The 21,475-nt window shown below is 43.6% G+C and carries 21 protein-coding genes and 1 pseudogene; 21 read left to right on the top strand and 1 reads right to left on the bottom strand.

Annotated features, from left to right (window positions below; translation table 11 throughout):
• The first annotated feature begins 91 nt into the window (after nucleotides 1-91).
• From tsf to der, 16 genes and pseudogenes are all read left to right on the top strand, one after another.
• Nucleotides 92-973: a translation elongation factor Ts gene (tsf, locus tag E8Q33_RS01330; protein WP_069296403.1), complete on the top strand. Its 882-nt coding sequence runs from the start codon at nucleotides 92-94 to the stop codon at nucleotides 971-973.
• 3 nt (nucleotides 974-976) lie between these two features.
• Complete coding sequence (gene pyrH / locus E8Q33_RS01325; protein WP_069296402.1) at nucleotides 977-1,702, top strand: UMP kinase; 726 nt, start codon at nucleotides 977-979, stop codon at nucleotides 1,700-1,702.
• 8 nt (nucleotides 1,703-1,710) lie between these two features.
• Complete coding sequence (gene frr / locus E8Q33_RS01320; RefSeq protein ID WP_069296401.1) at nucleotides 1,711-2,268, top strand: ribosome recycling factor; 558 nt, start codon at nucleotides 1,711-1,713, stop codon at nucleotides 2,266-2,268.
• A gap of 24 nt (nucleotides 2,269-2,292) precedes the next feature.
• Nucleotides 2,293-3,036 carry an isoprenyl transferase gene (locus E8Q33_RS01315; protein ID WP_069296400.1) on the top strand — a complete coding sequence of 248 codons (744 nt, stop codon included), beginning with the start codon at nucleotides 2,293-2,295 and terminating at the stop codon, nucleotides 3,034-3,036.
• On the top strand, nucleotides 3,029-3,853 hold the full coding sequence (locus E8Q33_RS01310) for a phosphatidate cytidylyltransferase (RefSeq protein ID WP_136552292.1): 825 nt from the start codon (nucleotides 3,029-3,031) through the stop codon (nucleotides 3,851-3,853). Before E8Q33_RS01315 ends, E8Q33_RS01310 begins: the two co-directional genes overlap by 8 nt.
• On the top strand, nucleotides 3,853-5,043 hold the full coding sequence (gene ispC, locus E8Q33_RS01305; protein ID WP_136552290.1) for a 1-deoxy-D-xylulose-5-phosphate reductoisomerase: 1,191 nt from the start codon (nucleotides 3,853-3,855) through the stop codon (nucleotides 5,041-5,043). Before E8Q33_RS01310 ends, ispC begins: the two co-directional genes overlap by 1 nt.
• Nucleotides 5,031-6,367: pseudogene (gene rseP, locus E8Q33_RS01300) on the top strand (RIP metalloprotease RseP). Before ispC ends, rseP begins: the two are co-directional and overlap by 13 nt.
• Before the next feature lie 56 nt (nucleotides 6,368-6,423).
• Nucleotides 6,424-8,700, top strand: coding sequence for an outer membrane protein assembly factor BamA (gene bamA, locus E8Q33_RS01295; RefSeq protein ID WP_136552288.1), 2,277 nt, complete (start codon nucleotides 6,424-6,426; stop codon nucleotides 8,698-8,700).
• A 21-nt stretch (nucleotides 8,701-8,721) separates the two neighbouring features.
• Nucleotides 8,722-9,222 carry an OmpH family outer membrane protein gene (locus tag E8Q33_RS01290; protein ID WP_069296396.1) on the top strand — a complete coding sequence of 167 codons (501 nt, stop codon included), beginning with the start codon at nucleotides 8,722-8,724 and terminating at the stop codon, nucleotides 9,220-9,222.
• Nucleotides 9,223-9,232: 10 nt separating this feature from the next.
• Nucleotides 9,233-10,249: a UDP-3-O-(3-hydroxymyristoyl)glucosamine N-acyltransferase gene (gene lpxD, locus E8Q33_RS01285; protein ID WP_136552286.1), complete on the top strand. Its 1,017-nt coding sequence runs from the start codon at nucleotides 9,233-9,235 to the stop codon at nucleotides 10,247-10,249.
• Between the two features lie 98 nt (nucleotides 10,250-10,347).
• Nucleotides 10,348-10,797, top strand: a complete 450-nt coding sequence (gene fabZ / locus E8Q33_RS01280; RefSeq protein WP_069296394.1) for a 3-hydroxyacyl-ACP dehydratase FabZ — start codon at nucleotides 10,348-10,350, stop codon at nucleotides 10,795-10,797.
• Complete coding sequence (gene lpxA, locus E8Q33_RS01275) at nucleotides 10,794-11,564, top strand: acyl-ACP--UDP-N-acetylglucosamine O-acyltransferase (RefSeq protein WP_069296393.1); 771 nt, start codon at nucleotides 10,794-10,796, stop codon at nucleotides 11,562-11,564. The genes fabZ and lpxA overlap by 4 nt, the downstream gene beginning before the upstream one ends.
• 467 nt (nucleotides 11,565-12,031) lie before the next feature.
• On the top strand, nucleotides 12,032-12,673 hold the full coding sequence (locus E8Q33_RS01270) for a tetratricopeptide repeat protein (RefSeq protein WP_136552284.1): 642 nt from the start codon (nucleotides 12,032-12,034) through the stop codon (nucleotides 12,671-12,673).
• Nucleotides 12,663-13,049, top strand: a complete 387-nt coding sequence (locus E8Q33_RS15845; RefSeq protein ID WP_247869865.1) for a hypothetical protein — start codon at nucleotides 12,663-12,665, stop codon at nucleotides 13,047-13,049. The genes E8Q33_RS01270 and E8Q33_RS15845 overlap by 11 nt, the downstream gene beginning before the upstream one ends.
• Nucleotides 13,040-13,831, top strand: a complete 792-nt coding sequence (gene bamB, locus E8Q33_RS01265; protein WP_247869864.1) for an outer membrane protein assembly factor BamB — start codon at nucleotides 13,040-13,042, stop codon at nucleotides 13,829-13,831. Before E8Q33_RS15845 ends, bamB begins: the two co-directional genes overlap by 10 nt.
• A gap of 2 nt (nucleotides 13,832-13,833) precedes the next feature.
• Nucleotides 13,834-15,252, top strand: a complete 1,419-nt coding sequence (gene der, locus E8Q33_RS01260; RefSeq protein ID WP_136552281.1) for a ribosome biogenesis GTPase Der — start codon at nucleotides 13,834-13,836, stop codon at nucleotides 15,250-15,252.
• Nucleotides 15,253-15,306: 54 nt separating this feature from the next.
• On the opposite strand, the gene E8Q33_RS01255 is transcribed toward der, so the two are convergent.
• Entirely contained in the window at nucleotides 15,307-15,645 is a 339-nt protein-coding gene (locus E8Q33_RS01255) for a hypothetical protein (RefSeq protein ID WP_136552279.1), read from the bottom strand.
• 125 nt (nucleotides 15,646-15,770) lie between these two features.
• On the opposite strand from E8Q33_RS01255, the gene E8Q33_RS01250 reads away from it, so the two are divergent.
• The 5 genes from E8Q33_RS01250 to E8Q33_RS15835 all read left to right on the top strand — a co-directional run bounded on the left by E8Q33_RS01250 (nucleotide 15,771) and on the right by E8Q33_RS15835 (nucleotide 21,406).
• Entirely contained in the window at nucleotides 15,771-17,951 is a 2,181-nt protein-coding gene (locus E8Q33_RS01250) for a type I secretion system permease/ATPase (protein WP_136552277.1), read from the top strand.
• A 4-nt stretch (nucleotides 17,952-17,955) separates the two neighbouring features.
• A complete protein-coding gene (locus tag E8Q33_RS01245; RefSeq protein ID WP_069296387.1) occupies nucleotides 17,956-19,284 on the top strand; it encodes an HlyD family type I secretion periplasmic adaptor subunit in 1,329 nt (442 codons plus the stop codon).
• A 15-nt stretch (nucleotides 19,285-19,299) separates the two neighbouring features.
• Complete coding sequence (locus E8Q33_RS01240) at nucleotides 19,300-19,899, top strand: response regulator transcription factor (protein WP_247869863.1); 600 nt, start codon at nucleotides 19,300-19,302, stop codon at nucleotides 19,897-19,899.
• Nucleotides 19,900-20,087: 188 nt separating this feature from the next.
• Nucleotides 20,088-20,669, top strand: coding sequence for a TolC family protein (locus E8Q33_RS15840; RefSeq protein WP_247869862.1), 582 nt, complete (start codon nucleotides 20,088-20,090; stop codon nucleotides 20,667-20,669).
• Nucleotides 20,624-21,406 carry a TolC family protein gene (locus tag E8Q33_RS15835; RefSeq protein WP_247869861.1) on the top strand — a complete coding sequence of 261 codons (783 nt, stop codon included), beginning with the start codon at nucleotides 20,624-20,626 and terminating at the stop codon, nucleotides 21,404-21,406. The genes E8Q33_RS15840 and E8Q33_RS15835 overlap by 46 nt, the downstream gene beginning before the upstream one ends.
• Nucleotides 21,407-21,475 lie beyond the last annotated feature (69 nt).

Below are 21,475 nucleotides of genomic sequence, written 5' to 3'. Positions count from 1 at the left end.
CTTAAGCAGGCTCGCTGAAAAGCGGGCCTGTGTCGTATGTGTGGTCTGAAAAAGACCGTTCACAAAAATTGATTTTTAAGGGTTACAAAAAATGGCTATAACTGCAGCTTTAGTAAAAGAACTGCGTGAGCGTACTGGCTCCGGCATGATGGAATGCAAAAAAGCATTGGTAGAATCTAACGGCGATATCGAAGTAGCGATTGAAGAAATGCGTAAATCTGGTCTGGCTAAAGCCGACAAAAAATCAGATCGTGTTGCTGCTGAAGGCGTTATTGCAATCGAAACCAGTGCTGATAACAAACAAGCAGTAATGCTTGAAGTGAACTCAGAAACTGACTTCGTGGCAAAAGCCGATGATTTTGTTAATTTCGTTGATGCTGTTGCGAAGAAAGTGCTTGAAGCTCAACCTGCTGATCTAGACGCGTTATTGCAATTATCATTAAGCAATGGTGAAAGCATCGATACTGTTCGCCAATCATTAGTCGCAAAAATTGGTGAAAACATTCAAATTCGTCGTTTTACGTTGATGAATGCAGAAGCTGGCGTCATTGGTGCCTACCGTCATGGTGATCGCATCGGTACTTTGGTTCAATTAAACGGTGGCGATGAAAGTCTGGCGAAAGATTTGGCAATGCATGTTGCTGCCAGCCGCCCGCAAGCAGTTTCGGCTGCTGAATTGCCAGAAGAATTATTGCAAAAAGAACGCGATATCGTGGCAACTCAAGCACGTGAAAGCGGCAAGCCTGAAGCGATTGTTGAAAAAATGATCGAAGGCCGGATGAGCAAGTTTGTTAACGAAATCAGCCTGCTGGGCCAAGCGTTTGTTAAAGATCCAGATGTTACCGTTGAAAAACTGGTCAAACAAGCTGGTGCAACAGTTGAAGGCTTTGCCTGTTTTGAAGTTGGTGAAGGCATCGAGAAAAAAGCAGATAACTTTGCTGAAGAGGTTATGGCTCAGGCACGAGGAAATTAAATTATGACAACATCGGGAAGTCAGCCAGTTTACAAGCGTATTCTGCTCAAGCTGAGTGGTGAGGCTTTAATGGGAAGTGCCGAATACGGCATTCAACCCGAGGTGATTTCCCGATTTGCCCAAGAAATATCTGAACTGAATGCCCAAGGTGTTCAGCTGGGTATTGTGATCGGTGGTGGCAATATTTTCCGTGGTGCTGGCCTTGCGGCTAGTGGAATGGATAGAGTCAGTGCCGATCACATGGGCATGTTGGCAACGGTATTAAATGCGCTGGCACTGCAGGATGCTTTGGAACGTAATGGAACATTCTGTCGTGTCATGTCTGCAATCCGTATACATGAAGTGTGTGAAGATTATTTGCGTCGTCGGGCGATTCGTCATTTGGAAAAAGGCCGTGTAGTGATTTTTGCTGCCGGTACTGGTAATCCATTTTTCACTACCGATTCAGCAGCCAGTTTACGTGCGGTTGAAATTGGTGCTGAACTGATGCTCAAAGCCACCCAGGTTGACGGTGTTTACAATGCGGATCCGCGGAAAAATCCAGATGCTGTTCGTTACGATACTTTATCGTACGATGAAGTCATTAATAACCGTCTCGGCGTGATGGATACTACTGCTGTAGTCATGTGTCAGGAACAGAAAATGCCTTTACGGGTATTTGATGTTCATCGTTACGGCAATCTGACTGACATTGTGTACGGAAAAAATGTTGGAACATTGGTTAAATAGGACAAATCATGATTAATGATATTCAAAAAGATGCAGCAGACCGGATGCAAAAAAGTGTTTCCGCTCTGAGCACTGCACTGGCGAAAATTCGTGCCGGACGAGCACATACCAGTTTATTAGATCATGTCACAGTGCCATATTACGGTTCTGACGTTCCATTAAGTCAGGTTGCCAGTGTTGGTATTGAAGACTCAAGAACACTTACAGTGGCACCTTGGGAAAAAAATATGGTGTCAGTGATCGAAAAAGCCATCATGACATCTGATTTGGGCGTCAATCCAAATAGCGCTGGCATGACCATTCGTATTCCGATCCCTCCATTAACCGAAGAACGTCGTAAAGATTTAGTTAAAGTTGCTAAATCTGAAGCTGAAAATGCTCGTATTGCGGTGCGTAACATTCGTCGTGATGCCAATGGTAGCTTGAAAGATTTATTAAAAGACAAGGCAATTTCTGAAGACGAACAGCGTGGGGCAGAAGAAGCCATTCAAAAGTTAACCGATAGCACCATCAAACAGATTGACGAAGTGCTGGCAGAAAAAGAAACTGATTTGATGGCGGTCTAAGCCATTTCGGTTTAGCCATTATTGATGAAATCTTCCAGCCGTTCTATCCCCAGACACATTGCCATCATCATGGATGGCAATGGTCGCTGGGCAAAACAACGGCTACAACCCCGTTTTATGGGACATCGTGCAGGTGTCAGAGCAGTGGAAGGGATTGTTAAGCACTGTGTTGCTACCGGTGTTGAAGTCCTTAGTCTGTTTGCCTTCAGTAGTGAAAACTGGCGTCGGCCCGGCAAAGAAGTTAATTTGTTGATGGAGTTATTCAGTCACGCCTTGGATAACCAGGTCAAACGTCTGCATAAAAATAATATCCGTCTGAACATTATTGGTGATATCGGCCGGTTTTCGGATTCATTGCAACAACAAATTGCCGATGCAACAACGTTAACCGCTGCTAATGACGGTTTGATTTTGAACATTGCTGCCAACTATGGCGGACGATGGGATATTACTCAATCGGTTCGGCAGATTGCTGACAAAATTAAGTCTGGCGCACTACAACCCGAACAAATTGATGAAACGCTTATAGCCAGTCATCTGGTGACTGCTGAACTACCTGAACCGGATTTGTTTATTCGTACTGGTGGGGAGCAACGCATCAGTAACTTCCTGATGTGGCAACTCGCTTATACCGAGTTGTATTTTACTGAGAAGCTTTGGCCTGAATTTAACGCGCAGGATTTGGACGCAGCAATTGAGTCTTTTTCCAGTCGCGAACGTCGTTTTGGTCGAACATCAGAACAACTTACGGGGCAAGAAGATGCTTAAACAGCGTTTATTAACTGCCGCAGTGCTAATCCCAATCGTTATTTTGGCAATATTGTTATTACCCAGTATTGGCTTTATCGCTTTATTAGCTGTTATTGCCTTGATGGCAATGTGGGAATGGCTTTCCATGGCAGCAATGAAGCCTCTTACTAAAGTTTTATCAAGTGTGTCGTTTCTTGCCGTGCTAGTGGTGTTGTTTACCATGGCAGACATACAAAATGTTCTGCTGACTGGTTTAGTTTTCTGGTTACTCACCAGCCTCATCATTGTTTTATTTGCTCATCGACCTTTACCTGGATTTCTAGCACGCTGCTTTCATAACAAATTATTCACCTATCTGCTAAGTATGCTGGTCGCGCTGTTGTTTGTTTATAGCGCGGTATGGCTGCATGGACTGGCCAACAATGGGCCAGTTTTAGTGCTATATGTTCTGGTCAGTGTTTGGCTGGCAGATACTGGAGGCTATTTCGCTGGTAAACGTTGGGGAAAACACGCTTTAGCTACTGCCATTAGTCCGAATAAAACATTGGAAGGACTGGCTGGAGCAATGATATTGGTCGCTGTATGGAGCGTGATAGCCTATCTCATGGGTATTGCTGCAAATTTATCACTGATAGTCTGGATAGGTATCAGTCTGGTAACTGGACTGATTTCAGTCAGTGGGGATCTATTTGAGAGTCTGTTTAAACGCAGCTATCAGATAAAAGACAGTGGTCATTTACTACCGGGTCATGGCGGAATGCTGGATCGGGTTGATAGTTTGTTAGCCGCAGTTCCATTCTTTGCCGCATTAATGTGGCTGACAGGTCAATTCTGATGCAGCGCGTTACTATCCTTGGCTCTACAGGGTCAATTGGCATCAGCACCTTAGACGTATTACAACGTAATCCTCATAAATATCGTGTCTACGCACTTGCAGCAAATAAATCAGTTGATGGATTGTTTGAACAATGCCAACAATTTAAACCTGCAGTCGCCGTGATGTTATGCCCTGAGTCGGCTGCACAGCTCGAAGAGAAGCTTCGCAATGCTGGATTAGCCATTAAAGTGCAAAGCGGCATGCAAGCGCTGGAAATGATCTCAAGCACTGAAGAAACTGATGTTGTGGTCGCCGCAATAGTCGGGGCTGCCGGTTTACTGCCGACGTTGGCCGCAGCCAAAGCAGGTAAACGAATCTTGCTGGCCAATAAAGAAGCTCTGGTAATGAGCGGCGCCTTATTGATGAGTGAAGTCCAGGCGAATAATGCTGTTTTGTTGCCTGTTGATAGTGAACATAATGCTATATGGCAATGTATGCCAGTAAGCGATACTCAGCAGTATCATTTTGAAAATAAAGGCATCCGCCGCATTATCCTTACAGCATCTGGTGGACCGTTTCGTGATTGGAATATTGCTGATTTAGAAGATGTAACGCCTGAACAAGCTGTAGCGCATCCCAATTGGTCGATGGGGCAGAAAATCTCAGTTGATTCCGCCACCATGATGAATAAAGGGCTAGAGGTCATTGAAGCCCATTGGCTGTTTGGAATGTCGAGTGACAAGATTGAAGTCGTATTACATCGGCAAAGTATTATTCATTCAATGGTGGATTACGTTGATGGATCGGTATTAGCGCAAATGGGCAATCCTGATATGCGCACGCCTATTGCCAATACTTTGGCCTGGCCGGAACGTATTGACTCAGGAGTCGAGGCGCTGGATTTAGTCAAAGCAGGACGACTTGATTTTGCAGCAGCGGATTTTGAACGTTTTCCCTGCTTGGCTCTCGCGTATCAAGCTTTAAAGGCTGGTGGAACCAGTACCGCTATCCTCAATGCTGCCAATGAGGTGGCTGTTGAAGCATTTTTGAATCGTCAGATTAAATTTACCGATATTGCTCGGATTATCGCTGAGGTTTTAGAGATAATTCCCTCAACAGCTGCAGATTCATTGGAGCAAATATTGTCAGCCGATGAAATGGCCAGAAAAGTGGCTCATCAACAAATGCAGGTTTTATGCAATCACTGATATTTTTCATCATCGCACTGAGCTTGCTGGTCGTTATCCATGAGTTTGGACATTACTGGGTGGCACGCGCTGCGGGGTAAAAGTATTACGTTTTTCGGTTGGCTTTGGACAAAAACTCTGGTCAAAACAATTAAAAAATGGCACTGAATTTGTTATAGCAGCCCTTCCTTTAGGTGGCTATGTAAAAATGCTGGATGAAAGGGAAGCGCCAGTAGCCGAGAATGAACTGGAGCAAACCTTTAATCGCCAGCCTTTGAGAAACAGAGTGGCGATTGTTTCTGCTGGACCTATTGCTAACCTGTTATTTGCCGTGTTTGCCTACTGGATGATTATGGTCATCGGTGTGCCGGGTATGAAACCGATTATTGCAGAAGTCACTGCAAATTCACCGGCCGCTGCAGCGCAATTGTATGCGGGCGAAGAGATCATTGCCGTCAATGGTAAAGCTACCCCAACCGTCAATAGCTTGTTTCAGCAATGGTTAAGATTGGCCCAGTCCGGTGAGACTATCACCCTGACCACTCGTAGTGCTGATGTCGAAACGAATAAACAGCTGACTTTACCCAAGCTTGGATTAGATGATGCAGGGTCATTATTCAATCAGATTGGCATAACCACTGTACAACCTGAAATGCCACCGGTTTTAGGTAATATTGTGGCCGATAGCCCCGCAGAAAAAGCCGGTCTCCAAGCGGGAGATGAATTAATTTCAGCCGACGGCAAAACACTGTCGAGCTGGCAGGACTGGGTCAGCTTAATTCAAAGCAATGCAAGTAAGGCGATGAATATTGAAATTCTTCGCAATGGCGAGATTCAGCAACTCGTTATTACCCCTGTAGCAGATGAAAATGGTATTGGTCGAATAGGGGCGGCAGTCAATACGGATGCATATGAAATTCCCGCTGAATTAAGATCTGAATTACGCTATGGCCCATTGGCAGCTATTCCGCAGGCTTTTACTCAAACCTGGCAATTTAGTGTTACGACGTTGAGTGGCCTGTGGGGCATGTTAGTCGGTACTGTTTCCAGTGATAATCTTGGCGGACCCATTGCCATCGCACAGTTTGCCGGCGATTCAGCGCAGCAGGGCTTGATTGCCTTTATCAGTTTTTTAGCCATGATAAGTATCAGTTTAGGTATTTTGAACTTATTACCAGTGCCAGTACTTGATGGTGGTCATTTGCTGATGTATTTTTTTGAATGGATCCGCGGTAAACCCTTACCGGAGTCGGTACAAATCCAAGGACAAAAAATAGGATTATTTTTGATTTTGCTGCTAATGGTATTCGCTTTTACAAATGACATCGTTCGACTCATTGGCTAATGCGCACATTGCAGGTACACTTACGATTTCTTCGGCTGACTGACTGTAAAATAACAATGAAACAAATCATCACAGCATTGACGCTCATCTGGTTATCCTCCGCAGCTTGGGCCGAGGAATTTATCATCAAAGATATCCGGGTGGAGGGTTTACAAAGGATCTCCGCAGGCACGGTTTTTAACTTCTTGCCAGTTAGGGTTGGCGATGAACTGACAGAGAATGATGTCAGAGGCATTATTCGCTCACTGTTTAAATCAAAATACTTTAATGATGTTGAAGTTGAGCGTGATGATGGTGTCTTGGTTATCAAAGTCAGCGAGCGTCCTGCGATTTCCAGTATTGAGTTTGTCGGTAACAAAGATTTGGACAGTGATGAACTGACTAAATCATTACGTCAGATTGGCTTTGCAGAAGGTCAAGTTTTTGAACAAGCCATGCTGGAAAGGGTTGAGCTGGAATTGCAACGTCAGTATTTCAGCCGTGGTAAATACGGCGTCACCATTGATTCTGAAGTTACTCCCTTGTCGCGCAACCGAGTAGCCGTTCGTATCAATATGGCTGAGGGCGTGGTTGCCACCATCGGTGAAATTAATATTGTTGGTAATAATTCTTATGATGATGAAGAGCTGCTCGGTGAATTTGAGTCAACTACCGGTGGCTGGTTATCTTCATTAACCAAAGACAATCAATACTCGCGCCAAAAACTATCTGCTGATCTTGAATCACTTCGTTCATTTTATCTGGACCGTGGTTACGTTGACTTCACCGTAGAGTCAACGCAGGTAACGATTTCTGATGACAAAAAACAGATGTTCATTACCATTAATATTGCAGAAGGCGAACGTTATAAAATTAATGAAGTAAGACTAGCCGGTAACCTTATTGTGCCGGAAGAAGAGTTATTTGATCTGGTCACCATTCGTAAGAATTCTGTGTTCTCTCGAAAAGCAATAACTTCAAGTTCTGAAAGATTGACAGATCGTTTGGGTAATGATGGTTATGCGTTTGCCAACGTAAATGCTGTTCCGGACATTGATCGCGCTACCCGCGAAGTTAATCTCACTTTCTTTGTTGACCCAGGTCGTCGTGCTTATGTTCGCCGCATTAATATTTCTGGTAATAGTAAAACCCGTGACGAAGTTTTACGTCAGGAAATGCGTCAACAGGAATCGGCATGGATCTCAACCGGACAGGTCGAGCGTTCGCGTGAACGAATTGCCCGTTTAGGCTATTTTGAAGATGTTAACGTTGAGACATTGCCTGTAGCAGGAACATCCGATCAAGTTGATCTTGATTTTAATGTGACAGAAATGGCATCAGGTAGTTTGTCTGCTGGTATTGGTTATTCGCAATCTGACGGCATTATCTTTAACGCCAACGTGACCCAAAGAAACTTCTTTGGTAGTGGTAAACACGTTAGTTTTGGTTTTAACAACAGCCGAGTGAACACGGTTTACAGTTTTGGTTATACCAACCCGTTTGCTACGGTTGATGGCATCAGTCAGGGCTTTAACCTGTTCTATCGTGAAACAGATGCCTTTGAGGCTAATATAGCCAGCTATACTACTGACGTGTTTGGTGGTGATATTAACTTTGGTATTCCGATTTCTGAGAATAACCGCGTTAACCTTGCGTTTGGTTATGAAAATACTCAATTGGATATACCGAGTGATAATCTCATAACCCGTTATGATGATTTTATTGCACAGGAAGGTGATTCATTTCATGCGTTTCCTGTGACAGTTGGTTGGTCAAGTGATACGCGCAATAATGCTATCTTACCGACCCGAGGGATGTCGCAAAGTGTTTCTGCAGAAGTTGCCACTCCAATCGGTGATTTACAGTATTACAAGCTGCGCTACCGTAATAACTGGTATACCCCTTTAAACGAAACCTTTACCTTTGCCATGAAAGCAGATCTTGGTTACGGTAAAGCGTACGGTGACACGGAACAATTTCCTTTCTTCCAGAACTTTTATGCTGGTGGTATCCGGAGTGTACGTGGTTTTAGAGCGAACACTTTGGGCGTCAGAGAAGACGATCGCCCTCTCGGTGGTAACCTGATGGTTACTGGTGGAGCAGAGGTTATTTTCCCAATCCCATTTATGAAAAAAGCTTTACGCTCTTTCCGCTTGAGCACCTTCGTGGATGTGGGTAACGTATATGATGTCGATGAAAGCTTTGATGCTGATTTATTAAGATATTCTGCCGGTTTATCAGCAATCTGGATTTCACCATTTGGCGCAATGTCGTTTAGTATTGCTGCTCCGTTCCGTGATCAGCCTGATGATGAAACCGAAATATTCCAGTTTTCTCTGGGATCGACATTTTAAATTTAACTATCGGAGTTAAGAGTGAAAAACATCAAGATTGTTGGCCTGTTATTGGCATCTTTAATGGTCAGCCCTGTTTATGCAGCTGAAATGAAAATCGGCGTTGTTAACGCCAGTGTTGTATTAGATCAGTCTCCACAGAAAGAACGTGCTTTAGCAAGATTGGAAAAAGAATTTTCAACTCGCAGCAAATCACTCGAAAATAAGCTCAGAGAAGTTCGTGCAGCTCAGGATAAATTGAATCGTGATGCAGCCGTGCTAGGCAATGACGAACGTCAGGCCCAAGAACGTAAAATTATTAACGACCAACGTGAATTGAAACGTTTGCAAGATGAATACAGTGAAGACTTATCTATCCGTCGTAACGAAGAGTTGCGTAAGTTAGAAGAAGAAATCGCCGAAACTATCGTCGAACTTGCTAAAAAAGAATCTTATGACTTGGTACTTTATCAAGGCGTTATCTTTGCCAGTGAACGGGCAGATTTGACCGCTAAAGTGCTGGAAAGATTGAAAGCGAAATAAGAGTCATCGTGTGGTTTGGACGTTAGCACAAATAGCATCTGAAATTGGTGCGCAGCTGGTAGGAAATGCGGACAAAAAGATAACAGGTGTCGGTACCTTGCAAAATGCAAAGGATACCGACATCAGCTTTTTAGCCAATACCAAGTATCGTCAATATCTTAAATCTACTTCTGCCGGTTGTGTGATTGTCTCACCAGATGATTTGGCTGAGGTGAAAACCAATGCGTTGGTCATTGATGATACTTATGTTGCCTATGCTAGAGTTGCCTCGTTGTTATACCCTGAAGAACTGCCTGATAACGGTATTCATTCCAGTGTGGTGATTGGCGATAACTGTAATATCGCTAATTCTGCCAGGATTGCTGCACAGGTATTTATCGGCGCCAATGTTCAGATCGGTGACAATGTTGTTATAGGTCCCGGCTGCATTGTTGAAAATGATGTCAAAATTGGTGCTGATACCCGTTTGATGTCAAATGTGACGTTATGCCGAAAAGTTAGCATTGGTCAACGAGTTCGTATTCATCCCGGAGTGGTTATTGGTGCAGATGGTTTTGGTATAGCTAATGATAAGGGCAAATGGTTAAAGATCCCTCAGGTAGGTAAAGTTATTATCGGGGATGATGTAGAAATCGGTGCTAACACAACTATTGATCGTGGAGCAATTGATGACACTATCATTAGCAATGGGGTCAAATTGGACAATCAAATTCAAATTGGTCATAACGTTTTCATCGGTGAGCACACTGTGATTGCTGGTTGTGTAGGCATATCAGGGAGTACTCGTATTGGTTCTCATTGTGCTATTGGTGGTGGGACTGGGATAGCCGGGCATATTGAAATCACTGATGGGGTTCAATTAACAGGTATGAGCATGGTGACAAAGTCAATTATGACTGCAGGGACCTATTCTTCAGGAATTCCGGTAGAACCTACCAGAGATTGGCATCGAAACGTAGTTCGTTACAGACAACTAGATAAGTTAAACGACAAAATAAAACAATTAGAAGCCAAGTTGAATCAATGAATGTTTTCATTGTAAGCATACAGACTCGGCTTTACCGCAACAGTGTCTCAACGTAAGATTACTGCAAACAAAAATATAAATCCTAAAGGATAATCAGATTGAACACCATTGACATACATGAAATTCAACGCCTGTTGCCGCATCGGTATCCATTTTTATTAATTGACAGGGTGATTGAATTTACACCGGGTGAACATCTGGTTGGTATTAAAAATGTAACCTTTAATGAACCACATTTTACCGGACATTTTCCACAACGCGTGATTATGCCAGGAGTTTTAATCCTTGAGGCTTTAGCCCAGGCTACAGGACTGCTGGCATTTAAAACAGCTGATCAAATTCGTTCCGATGAGGCTCTTTACTACCTCGCAGGTATTGATAATGCCCGTTTTAAAAAACCCGTTGAACCTGGCGATCAACTTCGTCTAGAAGTAAAGTTAATTAAAAATAAGCGTAATTTATGGAAGTTTTACGGACAGGCGACTGTTGACGGAGAGGTCGTTGTCAGTGCGGATATTATGTGTGTTAACCAAGAAATGCCTTCGTGATTCATCAAACAGCCTTAATTGATCCCAGTGCGAAAATTGCCGATGACGTAGTTATCGGTGCGTATAGCATAATCGGAGCGAATGTTGAAATCGCTTCAGGTACAGAAATTGCCTCCCATGTGGTGATTAATGGTCCTACTAGAATCGGCCGCAATAACCGGATATTTCAATTTTCTTCTATAGGTGAAGAGCCTCAGGATAAGAAATATCATGGCGAACCTACTTTACTTGAGATTGGCGATAATAACCTGATCCGTGAATCAGTCACTATCAATCGTGGTACGGTACAAGGTGGAGGTATTACTAAGGTTGGCAGTAACAACTGGATCATGGCTTATGTTCACATTGCCCATGATTGTATCATTGGTGACGACAATATCTTTGCCAACAATGCTTCGCTAGCCGGACATGTGATCGTTGATCAACAGGTTATTTTGGGTGGCTTCACTTTAGTTAGCCAATTCAATCACCTTGGTTCGCATTGTTTTAGTGCTATGGGCAGTGTCATTTCACGAAATGTACCGCCTTATGTCTTGGTTTCAGGTCATATGGCTGAACCAGTCGGTATTAATGTAGAAGGTTTACGTCGACGTTCTTTCACCGATACACAAATCCGCAATATTCGACAGGCATATAAATTGGTCTACCGTTCAGGCTTACGAATGGAGCAGGCTCGTGAGAAGTTGCAGGATATCCAACAGGAAGCAGCTGAGTTAGAGATCTTCATTGACTTTCTGGATAAACAACAAGGTGGAATCATCCGTTAGTATAACTAGAAGCTGAATTTCCTTTGTAACGACATTAAGTCGTTAGCATGCATCGAAAGGATAGTATGCATGCCCAAATCTACTCCGGTAGACTCATCTATGCTGCAAATGTTCTGACCGGAAATCCTGACTGCAATAGTACCCTATGCAAGCGGCAGAATAATCATCCAAACAATCTACGTGATATTAAAGCCGAATCAGTTAACAGAAAAACTCAACGCCTCATTAAGAAAAAAATATCTTATTGTTGATGTTTATAAATTTCAGATGTTTTACTTAATTCAAAATATTCATTAACTGAACTTTTAAACAATACAACTTAATTTTTATGTGTCTATAGGATGCAAAAGAACTGAGTCAGAGCTGGTTAGTACAATCAGCGAAGAAACACGTATAATCTGGCACTTTGATTCACTTATAAAACAGTGATGGCTTTACACATAATTGCTGTATGCAAGGAGTAAACGATGGATATCTACGCATCGGATGATGAAAAAGGCGAAGCGATAAAAAATTGGTGGCGTGAAAATGGCCGCTCAGTAGTTACCGGTGTGGTATTAGGTGGGGCTGTTATTTTTGGCGGCAGATATTGGATAAATTTCCAACAAGCTAAAACTGAGCAAGCTGCAGCAATGTATCAGCAAGTTCAGTTCAATATTAGCGAAGCGGATTTGACTGCTGCTGAAGATCTGACTCAAGAGCTCATGCAATCTCATTCCAAAACGCCTTATGCAGCATTTGCTGTCATTGAACTTGCCGCAGAACAAGTCCGCAATGATCAAGCCGCCGCTGCTTTGGAATATTTGAAATGGACAGCAGATAAAGCAAAGCTGACTGGCCAAAAAGATTTAGCCAGATTACGTATGGTGCGGGTTTTGATTGATCAAGGTGAATATGAACAAGCCATGCAACTAGCCCAGCAGTCAGCTTCAGCAGGCTTTACTTCTCTGTTTGCCGAACTGGAGGGCGATATTCATCTCGTCCAGGAGAATAAAGCAGAAGCTTATGAAGCTTATCGTAATGCTATCTCAAGCATGGATGCCGATGATCCCCGTAAGATTCTATTGGAAATGAAGCGAGATGATGCGGCTGTTATCAATGAAGGCTAATTTACTAAAAAACCTGTTTATCGGGATAGTTCTTACAGCTTTGGCTGGATGTGGAACGATTAAAGAGTTTTTTGCTGCAGATGCCTATGAAGCACCTCCTGCAGAACTAACGGAATTTCAAGTTGAATTTGAACCGAAAAATATCTGGTCCACCAATACTGGCGATGGGGCAAATACGGCCTATGCAAATATGGCTCCCTGGTTGCAAGGCAACTCAATTGTAACGGTTGATCATAAAGGAGATGTTCGTAGCCATAACATTGAAAATGGTCGACGCGAATGGCGTACTCGATTAAATATTTCAGTAGCCAGCGGTGTCGGTGGTGGAGAAGGACTCATTGTAGTTGGTGCCAGTCCGGTGAAGTTGTGGCTTTAGATGAATCCACCGGTAAAGAGCTCTGGCGTCAACGACTCAGTAGCGAGGTATTAGCTCCACCAAAAGTTGGTGGTGGTAGTGCTGTCGTTAGAACTGCTGATGGCCGTTTAACAGCTCTATCAGCTAGTAATGGCAACGTTCTCTGGAATTACCAGCGGGCAGTACCGTTATTGAGTTTACGTGGGGTAAGTGCCCCAATCATTGAAGGTCAAAGTGTTCTAGCGGGTTATGACAATGGGAAGTTAGTTGCACTTTCCCTTAATGATGGCAAAGTTATTTGGGATAGAAGTGTCGCAATTCCTAGTGGTCGAACTGAACTCGAAAGATTGGTTGATATTGATGCGGACCCAGTTATTCATAATGGTATTGTTTATGTTGTAGCTTTCCAAGGTAATCTCGCTGCCATGGATGTTGATACCGGACAAACGCTTTGGGATAGAGAAATGTCATCTACTTCCGGAATTGCCGTTGATCCTTTTAATGCAGTTTATGTCAGTGATGACCAGAGTTATTTATGGGCTATTGCTGATGGCACCGGTGATTCATTATGGCGTCAAACATTATTATTAAGACGCTCAATTTCTGCGCCGGTAATTGCTGGTGATAATGTTGTAGTAGGTGACTTTGAAGGCTATCTGCATTGGGTATCGCGTTCTGATGGACGTTTTGTTGCCCGCCAACGAATTGATAAAAATGCTATACGCAGCCAACCTATCGTTCGCGATGGTGTGCTTTATGTGATGACAACAGGCGGCAAGTTAACCGCCATCCGGATCCCTTAACTGTGAAACCTGTTATTGCCCTTGTTGGGCGGCCGAATGTTGGCAAATCTACATTATTCAATCGTCTGACCAAAACCCGTAATGCTTTGGTGGCAGATCATGAGGGTTTGACCCGTGATCGCATTTACGGCAATGCTCGGCATGATGAAGCTGAATTTATTCTTATCGACACTGGTGGCTTGACCGTACAGGGTGACGACATGTCAGATCTGATGCGTAAACAAGCCGAATTAGCGATTGTTGAAGCCGATCTGATCTTATTTTTAGTGGATGGTAAAGCTGGTGTGGTGCCGGCAGATGAACTCATTGCCAAGCAATTACGCAATGTCGGCAAACCGGTTTTATTGGTAATTAATAAAACTGAGAGCGAACAACGTGAACTAGCAGCCGCCGACTTTTATCGGCTTGGATTGGGTGAGCCAGAAGTTATTTCAGCAACCCAGGGTCGTGGTATCAGTAATTTAATGAATACCTTGATGCGCGACTTACCTGCTATCCGCATTGTTGAAACGGAAGAGGAAGAGGCTGAAGATGATACTTCGGGTGATATCCGACTAGCCGTTGTTGGGCGACCAAACGTTGGTAAATCGACGTTGGTTAATCGTCTGTTAGGTGAGGATCGTGTTGTTGCTTTTGATGAGCCTGGCACCACTCGTGACAGTATTTATATTCCCTTCGAGAAAGAAGGGACGAACTACATCTTGATTGATACTGCCGGTGTCAGACGTCGATCCAAAGTTTCAGAGGCATTGGAAAAGTTCAGTATTGTTAAAACATTACAAGCTATAGAAGCCGCCAATGTGGTGTTGTTAGTATTGGATGCACATGAAGGTATTGTTGATCAGGATTTGCATTTGGCCGGTTTGATTATTGAAAGCGGCCGGGCTGTGGTTATCGCGGTTAATAAATGGGATGGTCTTGAAAAACAGGAACGTGAGTGGGTCGCCACCAATATTGAACGTCGTCTGCCATTTTTAAGTTTTGCCAAAACCCATTTTATTTCTGCTTTACATGGCAGTGGTGTTGGCTTATTACTTAAATCCGTAAAAACAGCGTATGGCTCGGCTTTAGCTAAAATTCCGACGCCACAATTGACGAGAGTTTTAGAAGAAGCTGTTGCCGATCATCAGCCGCCTTTGGTTAACGGACGCCGGATTAAATACCGTTATGCTCATTTGGGCGGTAAAAATCCCCCACGCATAATTATCCATGGAAACCAGACTGAAGCTACACCAAATAGCTATCGACGTTATTTGGAAAATTATTTCCGCACTGCACTTAAATTGCAGGGAACACCGGTGATGATTGAGTTCAAAACCAGTGAAAATCCGTTCCAAGAGCGCAAAAAAAAGCAACCCGAAACTCCACAGGAAAAGCGCAAGCGGATAATAGCGAGTCGAGCAAAGAAGAGAGAGACTTAAAAAGTAGAGGGTTTGATGATCTTTTCAGAGACATCTCAGAAACATCAGCAGCCCCTAGAGTAAGCCCTCATCTTCGTTCATTAAATTTTCCAATGAATTAAGCTGGTGGCGAATTTTTTTGCGTTGAACTAGCTTTTGCTGTGCCGCCTCAGGCAGATCGGTAAATAAAATCACACCTTTATCTATCAGTGTGCCCACTAAGTCTTCAATAACCCGAACCATCGCCATATCTGAAGCAGTGAGAATGGTTTGAATATCTTCATGACGATTGGATTGTCCAAGAAACTCGAGTAATTCGGGTGCCTGCGGTGAAATATATTGGCTGCTATCGCTCTGCGGAGCGTTAAATACTCCGATTATTTGGCCATTCTCATCGCGCTCGATGTATACCATCTTAATTGTTCCCGCTATTTCTGGATTGTGCTACTTTGAGCAAGATTAAGCGGTCATAGGTTTACAGTAAAGAAAAAAACTGTGAAACTCCTCACATTTTGAGTTGGATAGCGTCGTCGTATTACATGGAACATAAAGCAACCAATCAACAAGGACAAACTCGGCAATGGGATGCGGAGGCAACCTATTTAACCCATGACGATCCCTTATTAGCCTGTCTTACCGTTCTGACGAAACTGCTACAAAAACCCCACAGTCCAGACTCGATGGTTGCAGGTATTCCGTTGGTTGATAATCGACTGACACCAGATTTGTTTTCCAGAGCAGCAGAGCGCGCTGGTTTATCATCAAAAGTCGTTAAGCGCACATTACGAAAAATTTCTCCTCTAGTGCTTCCGGCTGTACTTTTACTGAATGATGGTAATGCCTGTATTTTGCTGAAGTTAGATGGGAAGCAAGCCACGGTGATTTATCCCGAGAGTGGCGAAACGGAATCTCTTGTCGATCTGGCAGATCTGCAAGCTCATTACACTGGTTACGCAATTTTTATAAAAGCGGTTCAGCATTTTGATAAACGCGGTGAAATTTCGAGTATTCCTCGTGCAAGACATTGGTTCTGGGGAACCTTGACGCGATTCTGGCCTATCTATAGCGAAGTGTTTCTAGCCTCTATCATGGTCAACCTATTTGCCATTGCCTCACCATTATTTGTCATGAATGTCTATGATCGGGTGGTACCGAATCATGCGCTGGCAACTCTTTGGGTGTTGGCGATTGGTTTGGCTATCGTGTTTGTATTTGATTTATTGCTGCGCACTTTACGCGGCTATTTTATTGATGCTGCTGGCAAAAAAGCCGATGTTATTTTATCGGCCACGATTTTTGAAAAAGTGTTGGGTATAAAAATGGCTGCCCGGCCAAACTCAGTCGGCAGTTTTGCCAACAGCATGCAAGAGTTCGAATCCTTTCGAGACTTTTTTACTTCAGCCACCCTTGCCACATTAATCGATCTGCCGTTTACCTTCTTATTTATTGCAGTTATCTGGATGATTGCCGGCGATTTGGCTTATATTCCGCTGGCAGTAATTCCAATCACTATTTTGATTAGTTTGATTATTCAGATCCCGCTTGGACGAGCCATCAAACAATTGTTTCGCCATGCCGGCCAAAAAAGCGCCACGCTTATCGAGACTTTAACTGGGCTAGAAACTATAAAAAGTCTCGGGGCTGAAACACCTTTGCAACGCAAATGGGAGCAAACGGCGGGTTCAATTTCCAAATACAGTCAAAGAGCAAAACTGCTCTCTTCCGCAGCGGTGAATTTAACGACTTTTGTACAACAGATGACCACTATCGCTGTGGTGGTTTATGGTGTTTATAAAATCAGTGAAAACGAAATCAGTATGGGGGCATTGATTGCCAGCACCATACTGGCAGGAAGAGCGCTGGCACCGATGGGGCAACTGGCGGGTATTTTAACCCGTTTCCACCATTCAAAAGCTGCTTTGGGTTCTTTGAATAATATGATGAATTTACCGGTTGAACGACCAAATGGCCGGGAGTTTTTGCATCGAGAAAAATTCAAAGGTGGTGTTGAATTCAAGCAAGTCAGTTTCCGCTATCCCGAACAAGCAATAGATGCATTAACCGATGTTTCTTTCAAGCTCACTCCAGGTGAAAAAGTAGCGATAATCGGGCGGATAGGTTCAGGTAAAAGTTCTATAGAAAAACTTATTCTGGGGTTATATGAGCCCGCTGACGGTGCTGTTTTATTAGATGAAACTGATCTTCGGCAGATCGATCCAATCGATCTTCGTCGCTCAATCGGTTATGTGCCGCAGGATGTGATGCTGTTTTATGGGAGTGTCAGAGACAATATCGCATTAGGAGCACCTTTTGCTGAAGATTCAGCAGTGCTTCGCGCAGCAGAGATTGCTGGCGTGACGGAGTTTATTAATCGACATCCATCAGGATTTGATATGCCAGTAGGTGAGCGTGGTGAAGGCCTATCAGGTGGCCAACGGCAAAGTATTGCTGTGGCGCGAGCCTTGTTATTGGATCCCCCGGTTTTAGTGTTGGATGAGCCAACTAATGCTATGGATAACAGCAGTGAAGAGCGGTTTAAAGCAAAGCTCAATGACATTATCAAAGATAAAACCCTTATTCTGGTTACACATCGTGCTTCGTTGTTAAGTCTGGTAGATCGAGTGTTAGTTATGGATCAAGGAAAATTAGTGGCGGATGGGCCACGTGAGCAAATTCTGGCTGCATTGAAAAGTGGTCATATCCGGGTTTCTAAAGGATAAATGGATGGCCTGGTCTAAAAAAAATAATGAAGATATCAGTTTTATGTCTGAAATCAGTGCGGCGACCATGGCGTCAACTCACTGGGGCGGACATGTTTTGTTGTTGTTGATAGCGGCATTTATTGGTACAGCATTGTGGTGGGCTAGTGTCGCGGCAATTGACGAAGTCACCCGTGGTCAGGGTAAGGTGGTTCCCTCCAGTAAAGTTCAAGTGATACAAAACCTGGAAGGTGGAATATTGGCTGACGTTCTGGTCAGTGAAGGTCAATTGGTTGAAAAAGATGACATCTTATTAAGAATAGACGATACGCGCTTCTCCTCATCATTTCGTGAATCACAACTTAAATATTGGGAGTTAGTCGCCAGGACAGCGAGATTAGCTGCCGAAAGTGAAGGTAAACCTTTGGAGCTTCCCGCTGCTCTGATCGAGGCGCAACCAGCATTGGTTGCAGAAGAAAGATCACTTTATCAATCACGACAATTACAGTTGCAAACCACAATTGATGTTTTAAAACGGCAAGCTGAACAGCGTAGACAAGAATTAGTTGAAAAACAGGCCAGACAAGAACAACTGAGTCGCAGTTTTGAGCTTAGCAATCAGGAATTGCAAATGTCAGAGCCATTGGTCGCGGCTGGTGTTATGTCCGAAGTCGAGTTGTTGAGACTGAGGCGTACAGTCAATGATTTGAGAGGTGAAATGGATTCAAACAGATTGGCCATTCCGCGTATTCGCTCATCAATGGATGAAGTGCAACAGAAAATAAATGAAGCCACTACCCGTTTTAAATCTGAAGCGGCCAGAGAACTAAGTGATGTCCGTGCTGAAATGGCAAGAACCGAAGAATCTGTATCGGCACTGGCAGATCGAGTTACCCGCACCAATGTTCGCTCGCCGATGAAAGGTACTATTAAGCGCTTGATGATTAATACCATTGGCGGGGTTATACAACCAGGTATGGATCTGGTAGAAATTGTGCCGTTAGAAGATAATTTATTAATTGAAGCACAGATTCGTCCGGCGGATATTGCGTTTTTAAGGCCTGGACAGGAGGCGATGGTAAAGTTTACAGCGTATGACTTTTCCATTTATGGTGGTTTGCAAGCTAAGTTGGAGCGTATTAGTGCCGATACCATAACAAATGATGAAGATGAAAGTTTTTATCTTATCTATTTACGCACAGAACAAAATTATATAAAAAGTAGTTTGGGCGAATTAGGAATAATTCCAGGGATGACGGTGACAGTGGATATTCTTACGGGTGAAAAAACCGTGCTTGATTACCTATTAAAGCCCATACTTAAAGCTAAAAATGAAGCGTTGAGAGAACGTTGAGGCTAAGGTTGAACCATGACAGTAATTACAGAGACTGAAAAAAGTCTTTATCTGGCAACAGCAGATAATGATGTGGCGCGAGTTATAACTGACGCGTTGCCAGCTATTTACGATGTCAGTCTGTACAAAGATATTAATGGTTTACTTGAGGCACTCAAAAAACAAACAGCGGAGTTGGTGCTCTGTCATCAATTTTTACTAGATGATAATCCTTCACAAATCATCGGACAGCTGAAAAAATTATGTCCGGATAGCCGTATTCTGGTGATAGGACCTCCACGACCAATCCCAGTACAAATTGCAGCCTTAAAACAAGGGGCTCGCGGTTATTTCAACCAAAACCTGCCGATGAGCAAACTTCAGGAAGCCTTATTGCTGATTACTAATGGCGAGGTTTGGGTAGAGCGTCATGTTATTTCCGGTTTGATTGATGAAATTAGTCATCTCCCTGAAGTAAGTGAAAAGCAGCGTCGAGCGGCAGAAACGCTCTCCCCTAAAGAATTAGAAGTAGCCAAAATGGTAAGTCACGGAGCAACCAATAAAATGATTGCCCGAAATATGAATATTACTGAAAGAACGGTTAAAGCACATTTAACCGCCATTTTCAAAAAATGAATTTACCGGATCGCCTTTCACTCGCGATTGTGTTTCGCGATCTGAGATAAGCTCGCATTGTGTAGTTGAGTTGTTTTGTCTACAATCAGAATCGAATGGAATAGGAAGGTATTGCTTTGGGGGGGGGGAGCTGTAAGCGGTTATTAACCCTAAAAATACCGATTACTGCTTTGAATTAGGAAAAGATTATGAACAAAGCGCTTTTTATAATCCCGACATTGCTGTGCTTTAGTTCAGTGCAAGCTGAAACTTTGCAGGAAGCAATTCACACCACTTTAAAAACCAACCCAGACGTATTGGCTGCGGTCAGTGAACGTCAGGCTGTTTCTAAAGAAATTGATCAGGCAAGAGCCGGATATTTTCCGACGATTGACTTAGGTGTTGGAACTGGTTGGGAATCAACTGACAGTCCAGCAACCCGTAATCGCGGTGATGGTGAAATACATTTGAATCGTGATGAAGCCAGTTTGAATCTCAGGCAAATGCTTTACGATGGCAGTCTCACTAAAAATGAGGTAGAGCGCCATAAAGCAAGAACAGACTCACGCGCTCATTCAGTTTACAGTGTGGCAGAGAATACTGCTTTAGAAGCCACAGAAGCCTATCTCAATGTTTTACGGCGTCAACAACTGGTTGAGTTAGCTCAAACCAATCTTGAGTCTCATCAACGCACTCACGATCAGATAACTTTACGTAGTGAACGTGGCGTTGGTCGGCGAGCGATATGGATCAAAGTTTTGGCCGTTTGGCTTTGGCTGAAACAAATCTAATGGCCGAACAAAGCAATTTGCGTGATGCCGAGACTAATTATTTAAGAGTAATTGGCGCAGCGCCAAGCTCACTATCAGAACCGCCGACGCCTGACCCCTTTATGCCTTCGAGTATTGAAGAAGCTGTGAACATAGCGCTTCAAAATCATCCAACCTTGCGCTCTGCTCAAGCCGATGTGGCTTCAGCCAATGCGCAGCATGATGTGACCAGAGCAGCATTTTTACCACGTGTGGATTTTGAATTAGGAACTCGAAACGATCATGATATCGATGGGGTTCGAGGAACTGATAAAGATGTTACAGCTATGTTCCGCTTGCGTTATAACTTGCTTAATGGCGGTAGAGATAAAGCACGCCGAGAAGAAACCGCATTTCTAATCAATCAAGCTGCTGAAATTCGTAACAATACACATCGACAAGTTGAGCAAAGTGTCCGTTTATCATGGAATGCATTAGAAACCGTTCGCCGGCAGATGTCCTATTTCGAACAATATGCTGATGCAGCAGAAAAAACCCGTGATGCTTACCAACAGCAGTTCAACATCGGTCAGCGCACATTATTGGATTTACTGGATTCTGAAAACGAATTGTTCAGAGCACGGATATCGTTGACCAACGCGCAGTACGATGAGCTTTTCACCAAATACCGGGTGCTTAACAGTATTGGAGCACTGCTGGAAAGTTTAGAAATTATTGCACCAGCAGCCGCTACAACTGTTGCTGATAGTCGAAACTAGATTTTCCATAGTTTAATCAAACGATAAGCCATGCCCGTGGGGTATGGCTTTTTTTTAGAACCTGTACGT

It is taken from the genome of Methylophaga sp. SB9B (assembly GCF_004832235.1).
Classification (GTDB): domain Bacteria; phylum Pseudomonadota; class Gammaproteobacteria; order Nitrosococcales; family Methylophagaceae; genus Methylophaga; species Methylophaga muralis.
Note: the sequence above shows the minus strand (reverse complement) of the source record. Positions and strands in the feature narration are given on the sequence as shown.

Excerpts from the sequence above, each read along its gene's own strand:
- tsf (WP_069296403.1), top strand. The coding sequence starts at position 92 with ATGGCTATAACTGCAGCTTTAGTAAAAGAACTGCGTGAGCGTACTGGC.
- pyrH (WP_069296402.1), top strand. The coding sequence starts at position 977 with ATGACAACATCGGGAAGTCAGCCAGTTTACAAGCGTATTCTGCTCAAG.
- frr (WP_069296401.1), top strand. The coding sequence starts at position 1,711 with ATGATTAATGATATTCAAAAAGATGCAGCAGACCGGATGCAAAAAAGT.
- E8Q33_RS01315 (WP_069296400.1), top strand. The coding sequence starts at position 2,293 with ATGAAATCTTCCAGCCGTTCTATCCCCAGACACATTGCCATCATCATG.
- E8Q33_RS01310 (WP_136552292.1), top strand. The coding sequence starts at position 3,029 with ATGCTTAAACAGCGTTTATTAACTGCCGCAGTGCTAATCCCAATCGTT.
- ispC (WP_136552290.1), top strand. The coding sequence starts at position 3,853 with ATGCAGCGCGTTACTATCCTTGGCTCTACAGGGTCAATTGGCATCAGC.
- bamA (WP_136552288.1), top strand. The coding sequence starts at position 6,424 with ATGAAACAAATCATCACAGCATTGACGCTCATCTGGTTATCCTCCGCA.
- E8Q33_RS01270 (WP_136552284.1), top strand. The coding sequence starts at position 12,032 with ATGGATATCTACGCATCGGATGATGAAAAAGGCGAAGCGATAAAAAAT.
- E8Q33_RS15845 (WP_247869865.1), top strand. The coding sequence starts at position 12,663 with ATGAAGGCTAATTTACTAAAAAACCTGTTTATCGGGATAGTTCTTACA.
- E8Q33_RS01255 (WP_136552279.1), bottom strand. The coding sequence starts at position 15,645 with ATGGTATACATCGAGCGCGATGAGAATGGCCAAATAATCGGAGTATTT.
- E8Q33_RS01250 (WP_136552277.1), top strand. The coding sequence starts at position 15,771 with ATGGAACATAAAGCAACCAATCAACAAGGACAAACTCGGCAATGGGAT.
- E8Q33_RS01245 (WP_069296387.1), top strand. The coding sequence starts at position 17,956 with ATGGCCTGGTCTAAAAAAAATAATGAAGATATCAGTTTTATGTCTGAA.
- E8Q33_RS01240 (WP_247869863.1), top strand. The coding sequence starts at position 19,300 with ATGACAGTAATTACAGAGACTGAAAAAAGTCTTTATCTGGCAACAGCA.
- E8Q33_RS15840 (WP_247869862.1), top strand. The coding sequence starts at position 20,088 with ATGAACAAAGCGCTTTTTATAATCCCGACATTGCTGTGCTTTAGTTCA.
- E8Q33_RS15835 (WP_247869861.1), top strand. The coding sequence starts at position 20,624 with ATGGATCAAAGTTTTGGCCGTTTGGCTTTGGCTGAAACAAATCTAATG.